The organism is bacterium (assembly GCA_035380285.1).
In the GTDB taxonomy this organism is placed as follows: Bacteria; Auribacterota; Erginobacteria; order Erginobacterales; family DAOSXE01; genus DAOSXE01.
Window position 1 is genome coordinate 38,959 of sequence record DAOSXE010000002.1, and the last position, 17,136, is coordinate 56,094.

The 17,136-nt window shown below is 63.3% G+C and carries 17 protein-coding genes; all 17 read right to left on the reverse strand.

What is annotated here, in order from left to right; genetic code table 11:
* Positions 1-10: 10 nt before the first annotated feature.
* Entirely contained in the window at positions 11-1,063 is a 1,053-nt protein-coding gene (gene lepB / locus PLZ73_01310) for a signal peptidase I (GenBank protein ID HOO76506.1), read from the reverse strand.
* Positions 1,064-1,065: 2 nt separating this feature from the next.
* Positions 1,066-2,337, reverse strand: a complete 1,272-nt coding sequence (locus PLZ73_01315) for a pitrilysin family protein (protein ID HOO76507.1) — start codon at positions 2,335-2,337, stop codon at positions 1,066-1,068.
* On the reverse strand, positions 2,330-2,761 hold the full coding sequence (gene ruvX / locus PLZ73_01320; protein HOO76508.1) for a Holliday junction resolvase RuvX: 432 nt from the start codon (positions 2,759-2,761) through the stop codon (positions 2,330-2,332). Before ruvX ends, PLZ73_01315 begins: the two co-directional genes overlap by 8 nt.
* A 4-nt stretch (positions 2,762-2,765) precedes the next feature.
* Entirely contained in the window at positions 2,766-3,842 is a 1,077-nt protein-coding gene (locus PLZ73_01325; GenBank protein ID HOO76509.1) for a sugar phosphate nucleotidyltransferase, read from the reverse strand.
* Entirely contained in the window at positions 3,839-4,066 is a 228-nt protein-coding gene (locus PLZ73_01330; GenBank protein HOO76510.1) for a hypothetical protein, read from the reverse strand. Before PLZ73_01330 ends, PLZ73_01325 begins: the two co-directional genes overlap by 4 nt.
* A 108-nt stretch (positions 4,067-4,174) precedes the next feature.
* Positions 4,175-5,452: an ABC transporter substrate-binding protein gene (locus PLZ73_01335; protein HOO76511.1), complete on the reverse strand. Its 1,278-nt coding sequence runs from the start codon at positions 5,450-5,452 to the stop codon at positions 4,175-4,177.
* 7 nt (positions 5,453-5,459) lie between these two features.
* Complete coding sequence (locus PLZ73_01340) at positions 5,460-6,704, reverse strand: carbohydrate ABC transporter permease (GenBank protein ID HOO76512.1); 1,245 nt, start codon at positions 6,702-6,704, stop codon at positions 5,460-5,462.
* 66 nt (positions 6,705-6,770) lie between these two features.
* On the reverse strand, positions 6,771-7,688 hold the full coding sequence (locus PLZ73_01345) for a sugar ABC transporter permease (GenBank protein ID HOO76513.1): 918 nt from the start codon (positions 7,686-7,688) through the stop codon (positions 6,771-6,773).
* A 55-nt stretch (positions 7,689-7,743) separates the two neighbouring features.
* Complete coding sequence (locus PLZ73_01350) at positions 7,744-8,067, reverse strand: DUF4282 domain-containing protein (protein ID HOO76514.1); 324 nt, start codon at positions 8,065-8,067, stop codon at positions 7,744-7,746.
* A gap of 41 nt (positions 8,068-8,108) precedes the next feature.
* Entirely contained in the window at positions 8,109-8,519 is a 411-nt protein-coding gene (locus tag PLZ73_01355; GenBank protein HOO76515.1) for a phosphoribosyl-AMP cyclohydrolase, read from the reverse strand.
* Positions 8,520-8,620: 101 nt separating this feature from the next.
* Positions 8,621-9,340 (reverse strand): 1-(5-phosphoribosyl)-5-[(5-phosphoribosylamino)methylideneamino]imidazole-4-carboxamide isomerase, encoded by a 720-nt coding sequence (gene hisA / locus PLZ73_01360; protein HOO76516.1) that lies wholly within the window; start codon positions 9,338-9,340, stop codon positions 8,621-8,623.
* Between the two features lie 27 nt (positions 9,341-9,367).
* The gene (locus tag PLZ73_01365) at positions 9,368-11,026 is read right to left on the reverse strand and encodes a UDP binding domain-containing protein (GenBank protein ID HOO76517.1); all 1,659 of its coding nucleotides are present in this window, start codon (positions 11,024-11,026) and stop codon (positions 9,368-9,370) included.
* A 161-nt stretch (positions 11,027-11,187) separates the two neighbouring features.
* Positions 11,188-13,449, reverse strand: coding sequence for a PAS domain S-box protein (locus PLZ73_01370; protein ID HOO76518.1), 2,262 nt, complete (start codon positions 13,447-13,449; stop codon positions 11,188-11,190).
* A 60-nt stretch (positions 13,450-13,509) separates the two neighbouring features.
* On the reverse strand, positions 13,510-14,100 hold the full coding sequence (hisB, locus tag PLZ73_01375) for an imidazoleglycerol-phosphate dehydratase HisB (protein ID HOO76519.1): 591 nt from the start codon (positions 14,098-14,100) through the stop codon (positions 13,510-13,512).
* Complete coding sequence (gene hisC, locus PLZ73_01380; protein HOO76520.1) at positions 14,097-15,167, reverse strand: histidinol-phosphate transaminase; 1,071 nt, start codon at positions 15,165-15,167, stop codon at positions 14,097-14,099. Before hisC ends, hisB begins: the two co-directional genes overlap by 4 nt.
* Complete coding sequence (gene hisD, locus PLZ73_01385; GenBank protein ID HOO76521.1) at positions 15,164-16,453, reverse strand: histidinol dehydrogenase; 1,290 nt, start codon at positions 16,451-16,453, stop codon at positions 15,164-15,166. Before hisD ends, hisC begins: the two co-directional genes overlap by 4 nt.
* Positions 16,450-17,031, reverse strand: coding sequence for an SIS domain-containing protein (locus tag PLZ73_01390; GenBank protein HOO76522.1), 582 nt, complete (start codon positions 17,029-17,031; stop codon positions 16,450-16,452). The genes hisD and PLZ73_01390 overlap by 4 nt, the downstream gene beginning before the upstream one ends.
* Positions 17,032-17,136: the final 105 nt, after the last annotated feature.

Here is a 17,136-nt window from a genome sequence, read left to right on the forward strand (position 1 = left end):
TGTCGCGCCTTTATCTGGGGAAACCCCACCGGGAAGGAGGCCAGTAGATCATGAAAACACTCCCCACCAGGTTGCGCTCGGGGACGAAACCCCAGAAACGGCTGTCCCTGCTGTTGTCGCTGTGGTCGCCGAGCATAAAATAGTAATCGCCTTCGACGGTGTATTCCCGGGCGCCGGTGCCGTCGATCAGCACCTCCCCTCCCCTCTCCTGCACCCGGTGCCCTTCGGAAGCGATCAAGCGCCGCCAGTAACCGGGAAGAGGAACGCTCAACGGCACCCTCATTCCCGCGTAGGGAACCGTGACCTTGCGGCCGGCGGCCCCCAACGGTCCGTCGTTGGTATAGTATACCTTGGAAAACGGTTTCGCCGCCAGGGGGCGCCCGTCTACATAGACCTTGCCTTCCGAAATTTCGAGGGTTTCGCCGGGGAAACCGATCAGTCGTTTGACGTAATCCTGGCGCTCGTCCTCTGGGTAATGAAAGACCACGATATCCCCCCGGCGGGGCGAACGCAGTGCCGGAAGCTGCAGGTAAGGAAGGAGCGTAGACGTGAACGGAATCCGGTCCGGAGTTTTGGCCCCGTAGAGGAACTTGTTGACCAGGATCCGGTCGCCCATCCGGCTGTTCCGGAGCTCCACCTTGTCCCGCGGACAGATTTCGTCGTAGTACCCTCCGTGGTAACCGCACACCGGACAAACGCGCTCCACCCCCAGCAAGGTCGGCTCCATGGACCCGGTCGGGATCTTGAACGGTTCCACCACGAAGGTCCGGAGCAAGAAAACCACGAAGAGGGCCCAGAATATGCTTTCGGCGTACTCTCTGACCTTGCTCTTGCGGTAACCCTTGAACTCTCCGTCGAGCAGATTCACGACCCGGTTGAGCGCTTGGCGGGTTTCCTCGGGTTTTCCCCGGCGCAGCGACTCCCTCAGGTTCCCGGCGGCTTTTTCCAGAAGCTGAATCTGGCGGTCGGAGAGGTCCGGGCGGCGTCGCCTCAGTATCCAGCGGCACGAGCGCAGCGCGTCCCGCGAAGCCTTTTTGACCCGATATCGCGCGATAATGGTCATGGCTAGGTAGGCAGCAGTTCATCCGGCGTCAGGCCGGCGCTCTCCGGCGGACCGATCAGAGCGGCGCAGGAGCGCCCGGGGCGGAACACCCGGTTGGCGACCCTGACGATGTCCTCGGACGTGACCCGGTTGATATTTCGGAAAACCTGCTCCGGAGTCATCACCTTGTCCGCGCAACAGAGGTTCCCCCCCAGCCAGAGCATCCGCGAGGAGGTCCCTTCCATCGAAAGGGCTTTCTGGCCCAGATAATATTCCCGTGCCCTCGTCAATTCGCGGGCGGAAATCCGCCGCTCCCCGATCCCGGCCAGTATCCGGCGGATCACCTTGACCGTGGGACCGACTTTTTCGGGGGGGAGACCGGCGGTGAACACCAGGGCGCCGCCGTCGCGGTAGGTATCGGTTTCGGAACGGATCGAATAGACCCATCCCCGTTTTTCCCTGACTTCCTGAAACAGCCGGGAACTCATGTTTCCCCCGAGGATGATCGAAAGCAGAATCAGGGCCTGGCGGTCGGGGTGGCCGCGGGAATAGCCGGGGAAGCCGAAAGCCAGGTTCACCTGCTCGACCTGCCGGGTATCGACCGCCACCCGATCCCGGGTCCGGTTGAAGACCGCCCGGACCGGTCCGCGGAGGCGCCGCGGAGAACCCTCCCCCATGCGCTCGCCGACCAAACGTACGACCTCGCCGGGCTGGAGAGCTCCGCAGGCCACCACCGATATCCGGGAAGGCGCGTAACTGCGGCGGTGGTAGGCCGCGATGTCCTCCCGCTTCATGGCGGCGATGGTGCCGGGCGTTCCCAACAGCGACCGGCCCAGAGGCTGGCCGGCCCACATTACCGATTGGATCATCTCATGAATATGGTATGCGGGGTTGTCCCGGTACATCCTCAATTCCTCGAGGATGACCCCTTTTTCCTTGTCGATTTCGGCAGGATCGAGGCGCGGAGCGGTCACCATCTCCAACAGCACGTCGATGGCGTCTTCAAGGTGGGTTTTTCTTACCCGGGCGAGGAAACACGTACACTCCTCCGAGGTGAACCCGTTCAGGGTACCCCCGATGCCCTCGATGGCTTCCGAAATCTGCCGGGCGCTTCTGCGGCCCGTCCCCTTGAAGAGCATATGCTCCAGAAAATGGGAAACCCCCTGCAGTCGCCCGGGCTCGTGCCTTCCACCGGAAGGAACCCAGACGCCGACCGCCACCGACTCCATGCCCTCCATCCGATCGCAGAGAACAGCGGTCCCGCAGGAAAGTCGTTCGAGTACGGCTCTAGACACGACGTCTCCATTCCAGGTAGGAAGCGAGAATGAGTGCCGCCGCCAGGCGATCGGCGGTACGACGGCGGCGGTCCCGGGAAAGTCCGGCCTCGATCAACACCCGTTCGGAGGCGACCGAGGTCAGCCGCTCGTCCCAGTAGTCGACGGGGCGCCCGGTGCGGCCCTGGAGCCGGGCGCCGAACTTCCGGGCCCGGGCGGCCATGGCCCCCTCGCTTCCGTCCATGTTCAGGGGGAGGCCGATCACGACCCGCTCCACTTCCTTTTCGCCGAGCAGCGCCTCCAAGCTCTTCAATGTTTTTCCCAAGCTCTCCACTTCCAGGGTTTCCAGGGGCTGGGCGGTGATTCCCAGGGGGTCGCTCAACGCTAATCCCATGCGTTTTTCCCCATAGTCGATTCCCAAAATCCTTGTGGCCGGAGGGGGCATGCTCCTACAGCAGGTCCGTCTTCCCCGCCTTTTTCAGGCCCGCTACGATCTCCCTGACTTCCTGGCTCCGGCCCCGGGGACAGACCAGGACCGCGTCCCCGGTGGCGACGACGACCAGGTCCCTCACCCCCTCCAGAGCCACCAGCGGGCCGGTGCTGAAAGAAAGGCAGCCGGCGGCGTCATGACCGAGGAACGATCCCCGGCACCGGTTGCCCCCCGGCCCGGGGGCGGCGGGGAGGTGGGCGGCGAGCGCGTCCCAGGAGCCGACGTCGTCCCAGGAAAAAGAGGCGCCCGTCACCAGGACTCCCCGCGCCTTTTCCATAAGCCCGTAATCCACGGAAACCGACGGCAGGCGGGGATATACTTCCCGGAGAAACGATCCGAGCCGGCGGGCGGGAAGATTCCGGTAGGGGGCCAACCCCTTGACGATGGCGGGGAGGTGCTCTTCCGCCGAGGAGAGAAATGCGGCGACGGTCCACACGAACATACCGCTGTTCCAGGTATAGCGGGGACTGCGCACCAAGCGCCGGGCTCGGGCGAGATCGGGCTTTTCGATAAACCGTTCCACCTGCCAGAATTGCCGGGGCCCGGAAATAACGGGCTTGATCCCCCGCTTGATATATCCGTATCCCGTGGCGGGCCCACGGGGCGAGATGCCGATGGTGACCAGGCGCCCGGTCTTTTCGGCGACGGCGGCGCAGGAGCGCAAGGTGTTGCGGAACTCCGAGGCCGGCGAGATGACATGGTCGGCGGGAAGGACGAGCATGGTCGCGGACGGGTCCACCCGGGCGATGGCCAGAGCCGCCAGAACGATGCAGGGAGCGGTGTTCCGCCCCACGGGCTCGCTGATTATCTGCTCACCGGGAACCTCGGGGAGCAGCGCCCCGACAGCGGGGGCCTGGTCTCCGGCGGTGGCAATCCATATCCGCGACGGAGGGACCAGGGGGGAAAGCCGGGAAACGGTGGCCTCGATCATGGTTTTTGCCCCCACGATCCGCAAAAGCTGCTTCGGGGTTTTTTCCCGGCTCAACGGCCAGAAACGTTCCCCCTTCCCTCCCGCCATAATCACCGCGTGTATCATTCTTCCCTCCCCTCCCCTTCCGCCCGGTCCCGGGAAAAGGCGCCCGAAACCCAGAAAACCAGAACCGCTCCCAGAAGAAAAAGACCGATCTGAAGAAAAAAACCCAGCCAGTTCCGGGCGGTCCACCCTCCGGGACCGACCGGGGCATGGTCCTGACCGAAAACCATACCGGCGGCATTATCCAATACCGCGATCCCGGCAATTGTCAGCGCCAGCGCTCGCATAAGTTGTTCAGTATAGACCAAACCCACGCCGGCGCAAACCGCAATCGAGAAGGCGGTGGAAATGCGAAGAGGGGTCGGACCGCTCCATCCCCGAAGCCCCCCCCTCCCCTACAACCAGAGTTCCCCCTTGGCCACGGCCCGGTCGAGTGCCTGCTTCGGAGTAAGCTTGAGCAGCAGCGCTTCCTTGACGGCGTCCCCCAGATATTCCCTCACCCGGAGCCATTGCGCCATGCGCGGTTCGAAAAACCCATACTCGAGGGCGCGGATGGGAACCGCCGTCGAAGGTTTTTCCGCGATGGCGCTTTTCATCACCGGAAGATCGAGCGCGGAGCGCCGGACGGGAACGTAGTTGGTGCGGATCGACCATCGGGCGGTCTGCTCCGGAGAGGTAAACCATTTGATGAAACGCCAGGCCGCTTCCTGTTTCCGGCGGGAGGAACGGGAGAAAATCACGATGTTGGTTCCGTAGACCAGCGAACCCGGGCGTTCTTTTTCCAGAAGCGGGGCCATGCCCCAGTCGAAGTTGAGCTGCTTGGTCATGAAGGAACGGGACACGCAGGAAGCGACGATCATTCCCACGTTCTGGGCGGCGAAATCCACCTGGTGCTGATATCCCCCCAGATAGAAATCGGCGGCTTCGTAGGTGCGGACCAGGTCGACGAGGAAAGAAAGCGCCTCCACCCCCCGTTCGGAATTGAAAGCCATCCTGCCGCTTTCGGGGTCGATGATGCTGCCTCCGTTCTGAACCAACAGGCACTCGAAATAGGTGGCGTGGTCGGTAAACTTGTGCCCCCATTGATCCGGTTTCCCGTCGCCGTCCAGGTCGCGGGTCAGTTTCCGCGAAACCTCGACGAACTCGTCCCAGGTCCGGGGAGGAAGGTCGGGGTCGAGGCCGGCCCGGCGGAACATGTCCCGGTTGTAGTAGATGACGGGAACGCTCTTGTTGAAGGGGAGCGAGTAGAGTTTGTCCAGGTAGAGGCTGTCGTCGATGAAGACGGGGTAGAAATCGTCCAGGTCCTCCTCGCGGAATTCGGGGTCGAGTTCCCCGAGATCGACCAACGCCTCGCCCCCGAGGAGCGTCGAGATCCAGGCTTCGTAGGCCTGAGCCATGTCGGGCTGGTTCCCGGCGATGATCGAGGCCAGCAGTTTCTGCTTCAGGGCCTCGTAACTGCCCATGCTCTCGGCGCGTATGAACGATTCGGGATGGGCTCGGTTGAACTCGTCGATCATCTCGCCCAGAACTTCCCCCAGCGGCCCCCCCATGGCGTGCCAGAAGCGGATTTCTACCTTTCCTTCCTCCGGTCCTCCTTCCCGTGACGCTCCCGAACAGCCGCAGCAGAGAAGGAGAACCGCCAGCAGGGTGCCTATCGCCGGTCGAATATTCACCGCCCGATCAGTCCTTCATCCCCGAGCGGGTGATTCCTTCGATGAACTGCTTCTGCGCCAGGAAAAAGATGGCCAGAAGCGGAAGGATCGAAAACGTCGAGGCCGCCATCAACAGCTCCCATTCGGTCCCGCTTTCCTGGTTGAAAACCGCCAGACCGACCTGCAGCGGGCGCATTTCCGGCGTGTTGGTCATGACCAGGGGCCAGAGCAGGGAATTCCAGGTCATGATGAAGGTGAAGAGGGACACCGTGATCAGAACCCCCTTGGAAAGAGGGAGCACGATCTGAAAAAGCGTGCGCAGCTGCGAGCACCCGTCGATGCTGGCGGCGTCGAAAAGATCCTGGGGGAGCGTTTCGAAATGCTGGCGCAGAAAATAAATCCCGAAAACCGCGGCGATGAAAGGAACGATGAGGACGTAGTAGGTGTTGATCCAGTGCAGGGAGGAAAGAATGGCGTAATCGGGAATGAGAATAACCTGCTTGGGAACCATCATCGTCGCCAGCAGGATCATGAAAAGCCCCTCCTTGAACCTGAAACGCATCCGCGCGAAGGCGTAGGCGGCCAACGCCGAGGTCAGGATCTGCCCGGCGGTCACCCCCAGCGACATGACGATGCTGTTGAGAAAGTACCGGCCGAACGGCGCGGACAGCCAAGCCCGGACGTAATTGGACCAAAGCAGACGGCGATAGATGATTTTTTCGGGGGCGACCTCGAACCGACGCCCGCGGAATTCCCCGCCGATGACCACCACCTCCACCTCCCGCTGGCGGTAACGTGCCGAAGCCCCGACCTCGTCCAGGGTTCGCTTGAGGGCCGCCAACGACTCCGCGGCGGGCCCGCCGACGGCCGCTTTTCCCAGGGTTTCGTTCCAGAGCGCGTCCAGTCCGGCCCCGGCGGCGACGCGGGAATCGAACTCCAGAAAAACATCGGGCAGGCCTTCCAGGTATCGCTTGAAAGCTCCGGCCAAGACCGCGGCCTCCCCGGATGCGGGGCCGAGGGAAGCGACGATGCCGCCCTCCCCCAGCGAAAGCTCCCGGCGCAGGTCCGCCTCCCAGGCGAACTCCACCTGTTCCTCGCTCCCGCCGTACTCGACATACTTTTTCAGGGAAGGAACGAGGCGGATCTGGGAGGAGAGCACTTCCAACGGCGATTTCAGGGAGGTCGACACCATCCAGAGAAAGGGGGCGACCATCGCCAAAGCCCCCCCCGCCAGCAGCAGATACTTGATCGGTTTTCCGAAACCTATCTTCATCGCCGCGCCTTTCCGGCCCCGGCGCTTTGCGCCGCGGGGTCCTCGAAATCGTGTCTTCTCACCGCCTCATTCCCCGGTATTCCCCGTTCCCAGAATCCGGCGTTGGAGCAGGGTGAGGATGAGGATGATAAAGAAAAGGGCGTAGGCGATGGCGCAGGCGTACCCGAAAAGGTTGCTGGAGAAGGCGGTTTTATAGAGATAAAAAACGGTGGTGGTGGTGCTTTTCAGGGGTCCTCCGTCGGGCGTGAGGATGTAGACGGGGATAAACATCTGAAAAGCGAAGATGGTGGAGATGGAGAGCAGGAAAAGCGTGGTCGGCATCAGTTGGGGCCAGGTGATGAAACGGAACTTGCCCAGAGAGTTGGCGCCGTCGATTTCCGCCGCCTCGTAGTAGGAGGGGTTGATCTCCAGCAAGCGGGTAAGGAAGATGAGGATGTTGAACCCCATGGTCTTCCAGACCACGAAAATGACGATGGCCAGGCGCGCCCAGCCCGGTTCCTGGAGCCAGCGGATTTCGGTAAGCGAGGCCGGGATCAGCCCGGGGAGAAGATCCGCCGCCTGTTTGATCACGGCGTTGATCAGGCCGCGTGGCTGAAAAATCCCTCTCCAGACGATGGCGATGGCCGTCATCGAAGCCACGTATGGTATGAAGTAGGCCGTCCTGAACCCCCCCAGGAAGCGGATGCCTTTGCTCAGGAGGATCGCCACCGCCAGAGACGCCCCCAGTCCCAGCACGATCGAGCCCAGGGCGAAGATGGAGGTATTGAGCAGGGAGAGCCAGAAGTCACCGTCCTGAAAAAGGATGATGTAATTGCGCAGCCCCACGAATTGGGGGCCGGCCCGGTTGATCATGTCCCAGCGGAAAAAACTCAGGAAAAAAGCGTAGACCATGGGCAGAAGCTGAAAGACGAGGATGACGACGAAGGCGGGGAGAATGTACAGATACGGAGCTAAACGGCGGTGCTGGCGGCTGGTATCGGTCAAGATGTTCAGCCCTCCCGGTCCGGTCTTTCCGGACCGGGAGGGCTCTCGTTCCCGGCTATTCTTCCAGCTTCTCGACGGCGGTCCCGCCGATCTTGAGCCTGATGCTCTTGAGCTCGTCCGCCACCCGGAAGAAGACGATGATCAGCTCCAGGTAAATGCGGGCGATCAGCATCAGAAGCAGATAGATGATCGGGGAGAGGATCAGGATCACGATCCCCGCCAAAACCCCGGTCTTGAAGCCCATGACGATGATGGCGATCGTCCAGATAGCGTTGAAGATCATGGCCAGGATCAGGAGCGCTTTGATGACTCTGACCGTGACGAAGTTCTCGAACGAGAGATCGAAGATCATCCCGATCAAGCCTTGCTTCTCCTCCATGGTATCCTCCTTGGTTAGCTGCCGGCGCCGCCCGTCGGCGCTTAGGCGTTGATAATTTCCAACTTCAATGTTTCGGGGTCGATCCGCCGGTAATAGCAGTTTCTGGGTTCTCCGGCCGCGTTGCGGGTGTGGCAGATGCCTCCCCGGCGGGGGCGCACCCGATAGACCAGGGAATTCTGCTCGCAGTTCACCAGGGCGTCCACCAGGGCGAAGGTTTCTCCCGAGGTTTTTCCCTTTTCCCAGAGCTCGTTGCGCGACGTGCTCCAGAGCACCAGGTTTCCGCTCCGGCAGGTTTCGTGAAAAGCTTGCTCGTTGGTGTAAGCCACCAGGATGATCTCGCCGGTGTCGGCGTTCTGCACCGCGACCGGAATTACATCCGGACAGGCGGACGCCACCTTGGCGATTTTGCTCCAGTCGAGCGTCAGCTCGGTTCCTTCTTCACGCTCGTTCATTTCTTACTCCTGTAAAATTTCAGTTTACTCCGGGAAAGCCCGAATCGCCATCAAAAAATGACAATTCCGCCTTCCGACGATTTTCCCGGAGCTCTTTCCCGTCAGCCGACGGCCAGGGCGGCCCGGAGGTCGAGGGTCCCGTCGTAGATCGCCTTCCCGGTGATGACCCCCTCCAACCCCTTGCTTTCCAGGCATTTCAGGTTGCGGATGTCTTCCAGGCTCGATACCCCGCCGGCGGCGATGACCTTGAGACCGGTAGCCTCGAGGAAACGCTCGATCCCGGGCAGATCCGGCCCGGCCAGGGTTCCGTCGCCGGAGACGTCGGTGAGCACGGTCGATGCGTATCCCATCTTCCGGAACTCGATCCCCACGGTTTCGGCCCCCGCCCCGGCCCGTTCCGACCAACCTTGCAGCAGCACTTCCCCGTCGCGGGAATCGATGGAGGGTATCACCCTCTTCCCGAACTCGCGGACCGCGGCTTGGGCGAAATCGGGGTCCCGGACCGCCCGGCTGCCGACGATAACCCGGGATATCCCCGCTTCCAGGAGGGTTTCGATCGTCTCCATCTTCCTCACACCGCCGCCGGCCTGGACCCGAACGCCGCTGGCGGCGGCGATGTTCCCGATCAGGCGGTGGTTGACCGGAAAACCCGCGAAAGCTCCGTCCAGGTCGACGACATGAAGCCAGGAAGCGCCCGCGGCCGCCCACCGCGCGGCCGCCGCCAGGGGATCGTCTTCATAGACCGTCTCCCGATCGGGACGGCCCTGGTAGAGCCGCACGCATCGGCCGCCTTTGATGTCGACCGCGGGATAAACGATCATGGAATCGCCCCCCTTGCCCCGCGTCCGTCAGGGGCGCTGTTTCCGGGTTTCTTCCTTGAGCCGCTGGATATGGCCCCGCCCCAAAGCCTTGACTTCGCAGCCGCTGCGGAAATAGCGCCTGACGTCGTCATCGGAGAGGATGCCGAAGCAGTCGATAACGGCGATCGGGCCGCCGGCCCAGGCCACGACCTCGTCCGGATCGAGACCGAGGTACTGGGAATGGGGAACCGCCAGGATCAGGGCCTCCACCCCGGACAGGGCGGCGGGAAGATCCTTGCTCACGCGCAGGTTCTGCAGTCCTTCCTGGTTACGGAAAAACCGCGACCAGGAGTGTCCGGGCGCCGGGTAGACGTCCTGCTTCTCGAATTCGTACCAGTGTTCCAGGTAGGGGTCGTGAACGCGGATCTCGGCCCCCATCTCGGTCAGTTTCCTTACCACCATCTCGCTCCCGCTGTAGCGGCTGTCGCCGACGTCCTGCCGGTAACTGGCGCCGCAGAGGAGCACTTCGGACCCCGCGATGTAGCGCCCCATGTTCCGCAGAGCGTCGCGGGTGAGTTCGGCCACATGCAAGGCCCGGGTGTCGTTGATATCGATGGCGGCCGGGGTGATCTTGAAAAGGCTGTCTCCGTCTTCGAAACCGAGAAGGTGACGATAAGCCCAATAGCCCAACCCTCCGTCCTTGGGCAGACAGTAACCGCCGATGCCGGGACCGGGGAAAATGATGTTGCTATGGGTGGGTCGCATCCGTACGGCCCGGATCACCTTGATCAGATCGACTCCGTTGCGTTCGGCGAAGACGCTCCATTCGTTGAGAAATGCCAGGATTACGGCCCGGTAGGAATTTTCGACGATCTTGGTCGTCTCCGATTCTATCGGTCTGTCCATGACCGTGAGCGGATAGTCGGCGGTGTTGAGGACCTCCCTGAGGAATTTCTCCACCCGGTCGCGGGCGGCGGGAGAGCACCCCGCACAGACCCGCCAGAAATCGCGGATGCTGGCGACGTAATTTCTTCCCGGCATCACCCGCTCGAAACTGTGGGCGAGAAGAGGTTCGGTGTCGATCCCCCGTTGGGAGAAGGCTTTCTTCAAGATGGGCCAGGCCACGAACTCGGTGGTTCCGGGAGCGACCGTAGTCTCGATCAACACCAGGCATTCGGGACGTATCCTCTCGCCGATGGTCCGGATCGTTGCTTCCAGGGCGGCCATATCCGCCTCTCCGGTCTTCATCCGCCCCAGGTCCTTTTTGACGAAATCGCACTGCACGTCGACCACAACGCAATCGGCCAACCGCAGACAATCGCTGTTATAGGTGGCGATGAGAGTCTTCTCCTCCAGCACGCAGCGGGAGATGAGTTCGTTCACCTCCGGATCTTCGGCCTTGACCGGAGACTCCCCCCGGTTGAGCAGGGGAATTTTCCAGTAGCTGCGCACGCTCGGGCGCTGGCAGCCGATGACGAACTTGCTGCGCTCTCCCCCCGGGCCGCGGGCATCGGCGATAATCGCGGCCATCACCGCGCCGACGAAGCCGACCCCCATCACCACCACCACTTCCTTCCCCTCTTTACGGGCCGCCGCCGCCAGAGATTCGAGTTGCCGGTATTCAGCGTCGTAATCTTCGGGGGCGGGAAGGGGGAAGCTCTCCCCCGAGGGACTGATCGAACAGCTTCGAGAATTGCGGGACGTCATTTTAACCGTCTCCTTTCCGGGTGGAATTTGGTTAAGTGTATCCGCTTAACCGCGCCATTGCTTCAAATTTTTCCCGATACGGGTGGCGCGGTCCCGGCGGGAAAATCCACGGTCCCGCCCCGGCCGGAGGAGGGAAAGAAAAAGAGAAATTCAGGCGGTTTTCAGGGATCGGGAGGGGAGAGCGGCGGCTCCCCCAACGTCCGCTTGATCGCCCGAATCAGGTCCGCGGTCGCGAAAGGCTTGGTCACCAATTCCCCCTCCGGCCACCGGTCGCCGCCGGACCACCCGGAGATGAAGACGCATTTCAAATCGGGGCGGACCTCCCGTATGCGTTCCCAGACTTCCCGGCCCCCGATTCCCGGAAGCACCATATCCATCACCGTCACATCGAACTCTCCCGGACCGCGCTCGAACGCCGCCAGGGCTTCCTCCCCGCTTCGGCAGGAAGTCACCCGATAGCCGGAACGCTCGAGGCTTTCCGCCAGGCCTTCCCTGACGATATCTTCGTCATCGACCAGAAGAACGCGTTCGCCGCCCTCCTCCCGGGTCTCGGCCGGCGGAACCGAGCCCTTCCGGTCCGGGCCGGGAACGCTGGGGAGCAGGATCGTGAAGACGCTCCCCTCCCCCATGGTGCTGGAAGCGAAGATCGAGCCTCCGTGGCTTTTCACCGTGCCGTAAGCCGCGGACAAACCCAGGCCGGTCCCCTTGTTCTTCTCCTTGGTGGTGAAGAACGGTTCGAAGATCCGTCCCAGGTCCCGGGGGGGAATGCCGGTTCCGGTGTCCGAAATTTCCAGAACCAGGTACTGACCCGGAGCCAGGTCGGGGTCGGGACAACGGCGCTTTTCCTCGCTCCAGGCCGAATCCCGGGTCGCGAACCGGATCGTCCCCCCGCGGGTCATGGCGTCGCGGGCATTGAAGGCGAGATTAAAGAGGACGTTCTGCAGATGGGAAAAACTCCCCCTGATGCAGGGGGATTTCGCCTCCAGACGCCGGTCGATGGCGATGGCCTTGTCCAGCGTCCTCTCCAGTATGGCGACCGTTTCCGAGATCAGCCGGTTGACGTCCACGACCTCCATCCGCAGGCGCTCGCGGCGGGCGAACGCCAGCAGCTGGGAGGTGAGGGTCGCCGAATGACGAACGCTCTCCACGATTTTCCCGGCGTAGGCTTCCAGGCGGGGACGGTCGGCCACGCCCCGGCGGAGGAGGTCGGCGAAGCAGAGTATGCCGCCCAGCTGGTTGTTGAAGTCGTGGGCGATCCCTCCCGCCATCTGCCCGATCGCCTGGGTCTTTTCATAATGCCGCAGCTGTTCCTCCATCCGCCGGCGTTCGTCGATGTCTTCGCAGACAACCACCGTATAGCGCTGGTCCCATTCGTCCTCCGGAATCAGCGAGACGCTCAGCCTCCCCCAGACCACCGTTCCGTCCTTGCGCAGGTAGCGCTTGTCGACGCTGTAACTGTCCCGTTCGCCCCGAAGCAGTTCCTGGTAAAGATCGCGGTCGATGGCGATATCGTCGGGATGTATGAACCGGGAGGCCCGCATGCCTATCAGCTCTCCGCGCCCGTACCCGAGAAAACGGCAATCGGCTTCGTTGGCCTCCACCACCCGCCCCTGGGGATCGACCAGGGCCATGCCCACGGAGGCGTTGTTGAAGAGGGAACGGAACCGGGCTTCGCTGTGCCGCAGAAGCGCCTCCCGGCGCTGGCTCTCGGTAACGTCCCGGACGATTCCGCAGATCCCGCTCACGGCTCCGTCGGCGCTCAGGATGGGAGTCTGGATGGTGTGGAAGGTCCGGGTCGCGCCCTGGATTTCCAGCGTTCGGACCGCGCTCACCGTTTCCCCCCGGGCGCAGGCGGCGTCGACTTCGGAGATGATCACCCCCATCGCTTCTCCGAAAACTTCGACGGGGGTCCTTCCCACGATCTCGCCGGCGGGACGGCCGACGAGTTCCGCCATCGCTCTGCTGACGAAGGTGTAGCGGTATTCGAGGTTCTTGCAGAAAATGGAGTCGAGCGCATGTTCCGAAACCGCCATAAGCAGGGCCTGGTTGCGCTGCAGGTTCTTTTCCGTCTCCCGCAGTTCGGAGATGTCGATCATGATTCCGCGCAAACCCGGCTTTCCTTCGGCGGTGGTGAAAGGATTGGAATAGATCAGGGCGGGGAACTCGCTCCCGTCCCGGCGCCGGATGGTGTATTCGTAAGGGGGCAGCTGCTCGCCGGCGAGGATACGGCCGATCCGGGAGGCGGCTACATCCCGCTGCTGAGGGGCCAGCAGCTCGAGTATGGAAACGCCCCGTTCCAGATCGCGGGGAGTGTAACCGGTAACCTGGAACCCGCTGGGATTGGTATAGGTAATGGCGCCGGAGCCGTCGGCCTCATAGACCGGCTGCGGGATCCAATCGGTTCCTTTGCTCGGTTCCTTCACAGGAATTATCCCCGCTCCGCCGGCCCCGGCCTCCCCCGGTTCGAGCCCGGGAAGGCCGCCTCAAAGGCGCCCCTTGGTCGAGGGGACCCCCGCGGACCGGGGGTCTTTTTCCACCGCGGACCGCAGGGCCCTTCCGCAGGCCTTGAAGACCGCTTCCAGGCAATGGTGGGGATCGTCTCCATAGGAGAGGTCGAGGTGAACGACCGCGAAGGCATGATCGGCCACGGCCCGGAAAAATTCCCGGGCCAGAGCCGTGTTGAAATCCCCGATCTTGATCCTGCGCATCTTGACCCGGTAGACCAGCAGGCCCCTTCCGCAGAGATCGATCGCCGCGGAGGCCAGAGCTTCGTCCATCGGAATCCAGGCCGACCCGAAGCGGCGGATTCCCTTCTTCTCTCCCAGCGCCGCCTTCAGTGCCTCCCCGAAACAGATTCCGATATCCTCCACGGTGTGGTGGTAATCGACGTCCAGGTCCCCGGAAGCCCCGACTTCGAGATCGATCGAAGCGTGGCGGGCCAGCAGTTCGAGCATGTGGTCGAAAAAAGCGATGCCGGTGGATATCCGGGTGCGGCCGGTCCCGTCCAGGCCCAGTTTGAGCTTGATCGAGGTTTCCGTGGTTCGGCGGTTGACGACGGCGGTTCTGTTTTTCATTTTTCTTCTCCTCCAGGGTGCGCCCCGGCGATCTCCCGCAGGGCGCCGATCAGGCGGTCCATGGCTTCCGGGGTCCCGACGGTGATGCGCAGGCAATCGTCCAGGCGGGGCTGGGCGAAATATCGGACCAGGATCCGCCGTTCCCGCAACTCCTCGAAAATCCGGCGCGCGGACGCGGGGGTGCCGGCGCGGACAAGCACGAAATTGCTGGAGGACGGAAAAACTTCGAACCCCAAGGCCTCCAGTTCCCGGCTCAGGCGCCCGCGCTCCCGGCGGATGGCGGCGACCGTGCGGCGCAGGTAATCCTGATCGGAGAGCGCGGCTTCGGCGATCGCCGCGCTGAGCCGGTTGACGTTGTAGGAATCCTTCACCTTCAACATCCCCGCGATCAGTTCCTCGGATGCCAGGGCGAACCCCACCCTCAACCCGGCCAGTCCGTAGGACTTGGAGAACGTGCGGAGAATGATCAGATTGGGGTGCCGGGCCAGCAGACCGAAACAGTTCTCATCGGCGAAGTCGGCATACGCTTCGTCGATCAACACCACTCCGGAAGACTCCTTCAGGACCCGTTCCACCAGTTCGAGCGGATAGGCCGTGCCCGTGGGCGAGTTGGGAAACGCCAGAAACTTGAGGCGGGCGGGAACGGAAACGAACTCGTCGGGCAGACCGAAGTCCGGGCCCAGGGGAACGCCCAGAGGAACCCCTCCCTGTATACGGGCCAGGACCGGGTAGAGACTGTATGACGGTTCGGGAAAGACCACCGTTTCCCCCGGTTCCACGAAAGACCTGGTAACGATGGTCAGGACTTCGTCCGACCCGTTGCCGATCAGGACGTTTTCCCGGGCGACGCCGAAGTTCGAGGCGATGCGCTCCCTCAGGCTGTTGAGGACGGGATCGGGGTACAGGCGCAGCAGACCGGGATCGATGGAGCGCAAGACGCTGAATACTCCCGGAGCGGGAGGATAGGGGTTCTCGTTGGTGTTGAGCTTCAGGTACTCGTCCCCCACCGGCTGGTAGCCGGGGACGTAGCCCTGCATCTCCTTCACCGCCGTCCGGAAGTAATTCATCGCCCCCCTTCCTCCAATCTCAGCTCGATCGAGCGCGCATGCGCCTCCAGTCCCTCCAGCCGGGCCAGCAGCGCCACCGATTCGGCCTCCTTGCGCAGCGCCTCCCGGCTGTAGCCGACGACGCTGCTTTTCTTGAGAAAATCGTTGGCGGACAGCGGGGAAAACGCGGCCGCGGCGCCCCCGGTGGGAAGGACATGGCTGGGCCCGGCGATATAATCCCCGACGGCCACCGGGCTGCTTTCCCCCAAAAAGACGGCGCCGGCGTTTTCGATGTTCTGCAGCACCGCTTCCGGTTTTCCGGTCACGATTTCGAGGTGTTCGGGAGCGAGCCGGTTGGCCAGTTCTACCGCCCGGGCGATGCTCGGAACCTTGACGAGAAACGCTCCCCGCTTCAAGTTCGCGGCGGCGATGCGCCGGCGAGGCAGCTCCTGCTCGGCCCGGCTCAGCTCGCGCGCGACCTCGCGCAGGAGCTTCCGGGAAGTCGAGATCAGTACGCAACTCCCACCGGGGCCGTGCTCGGCCTGGGCCAGCATGTCGGCGGCCAGCACCCGGGGACGGGCGGAGCCGTCGGCGATAATCGCTATTTCGCTGGGCCCGGCGGGCATGTCGATCCGGACAAACCCGCAAACCTCCATCTTGGCCAGGGTGACGTAGCTGTTCCCCGGGCCCGCGATCATCTCCGTCCGAGGGACGCTTTCGGTTCCGAAAGCGAGGGCGGCTATGCCCTGCGCGCCCCCGGCCCGGTAGACCTCGTCCACCCCCAGGAAGTCGGCCGCCGCCAGAATCCAGGGGTTCACCTTCCCCCCTGGCCCCGGGGGGGTGGCCAGGGCGATCCTGGGAACGCCGGCCACCTGAGCGGGAACGACCGTCATGAAAACGGTGGAAACCAGCGGGGCCGTGCCCCCGGGGATGTACAGGCCCGCCGAAGCCACCGGCGAAACCTTCTCTCCGAGCATGGCGCCGTCGGAACGTACGGCGGTCCAGTCGCGGGCCATGGCGGCCTCCTGGTAGCCGCGGATGTTGTCCCGGACCCGCCGGAAGACTCTTTTCACGGGTTCGGCCGCAAGCCCGCGCGCGGCGGTAAATTCGGCGCGCGCCACGCGCAGGCGACCGACCTCGACCCGGTCGAAGCGGCGCGTGTAGTCCCGCACGGCCGCGTCCCCCCGGTCCCGGACATCGGCCACGATCTTGCGGACCCCGGCGACCGCCTCCGGGGGAAAGGCGTCGACCCCGGATCGTTCCAGCGCCGCGGGCGGCTTCCCTCCCCTGTATTCCCGGATGTTCACGCTCCTCCCGCGATCTCCCGGTAGTGATCGAGAACCGCCATCTTGAGCATGTGGGTGACGGCGACGATGACGTCCTCGACTTCTTCGTAGGAATCGTTTTTGACGAGAATGAGATGATCGACCAGACCGGCGGCCTTGCCTCCTCCCTTTCCGGCCACGGCGGCGGTAACTCCCCCCCGTTCCCGGCCGTAGGCGAGCGCGTTGACCACGTTGGGAGAATTGCCCGAAGCGCTGAGCCCGATCACCAGATCCCCGCGCTCCAGATAGTTGGCCAGCGGCTGCCGGAAAATCTCCGCGTAATCGGCGTCGTTGGCCCAGGCGGTGAGGAGGGGAACGCAGTCGTTCAGCGCCAGGGCCTTGACCCGGGGGATGTCGGGATCGGCGGTCAGGCCCTTGGCCAGATCGCAGACGAAATGGGAAGCCGCGGCGGCGCAGGCGCCGTTTCCGAAAACGAATATTCTCCGTCCGTCGCGGACGGTTTCTCCCAGAACCCGGGACAAGCCGGCCAGCGCCCCCCAATCCAGGGCACAGATGGCCTGGCAGACCCGGGCCGCGTATTGCTGCAGATACTGCTCCATGTTCTTCGTCCTCTCGTGCCCCCGGGCAAACCGGGGGAAACCGGCACAAGTCTATGGGATCGGGAGCCCCCGAGTAAACGCCTTATTCGTCCCGGAAACCGCGCC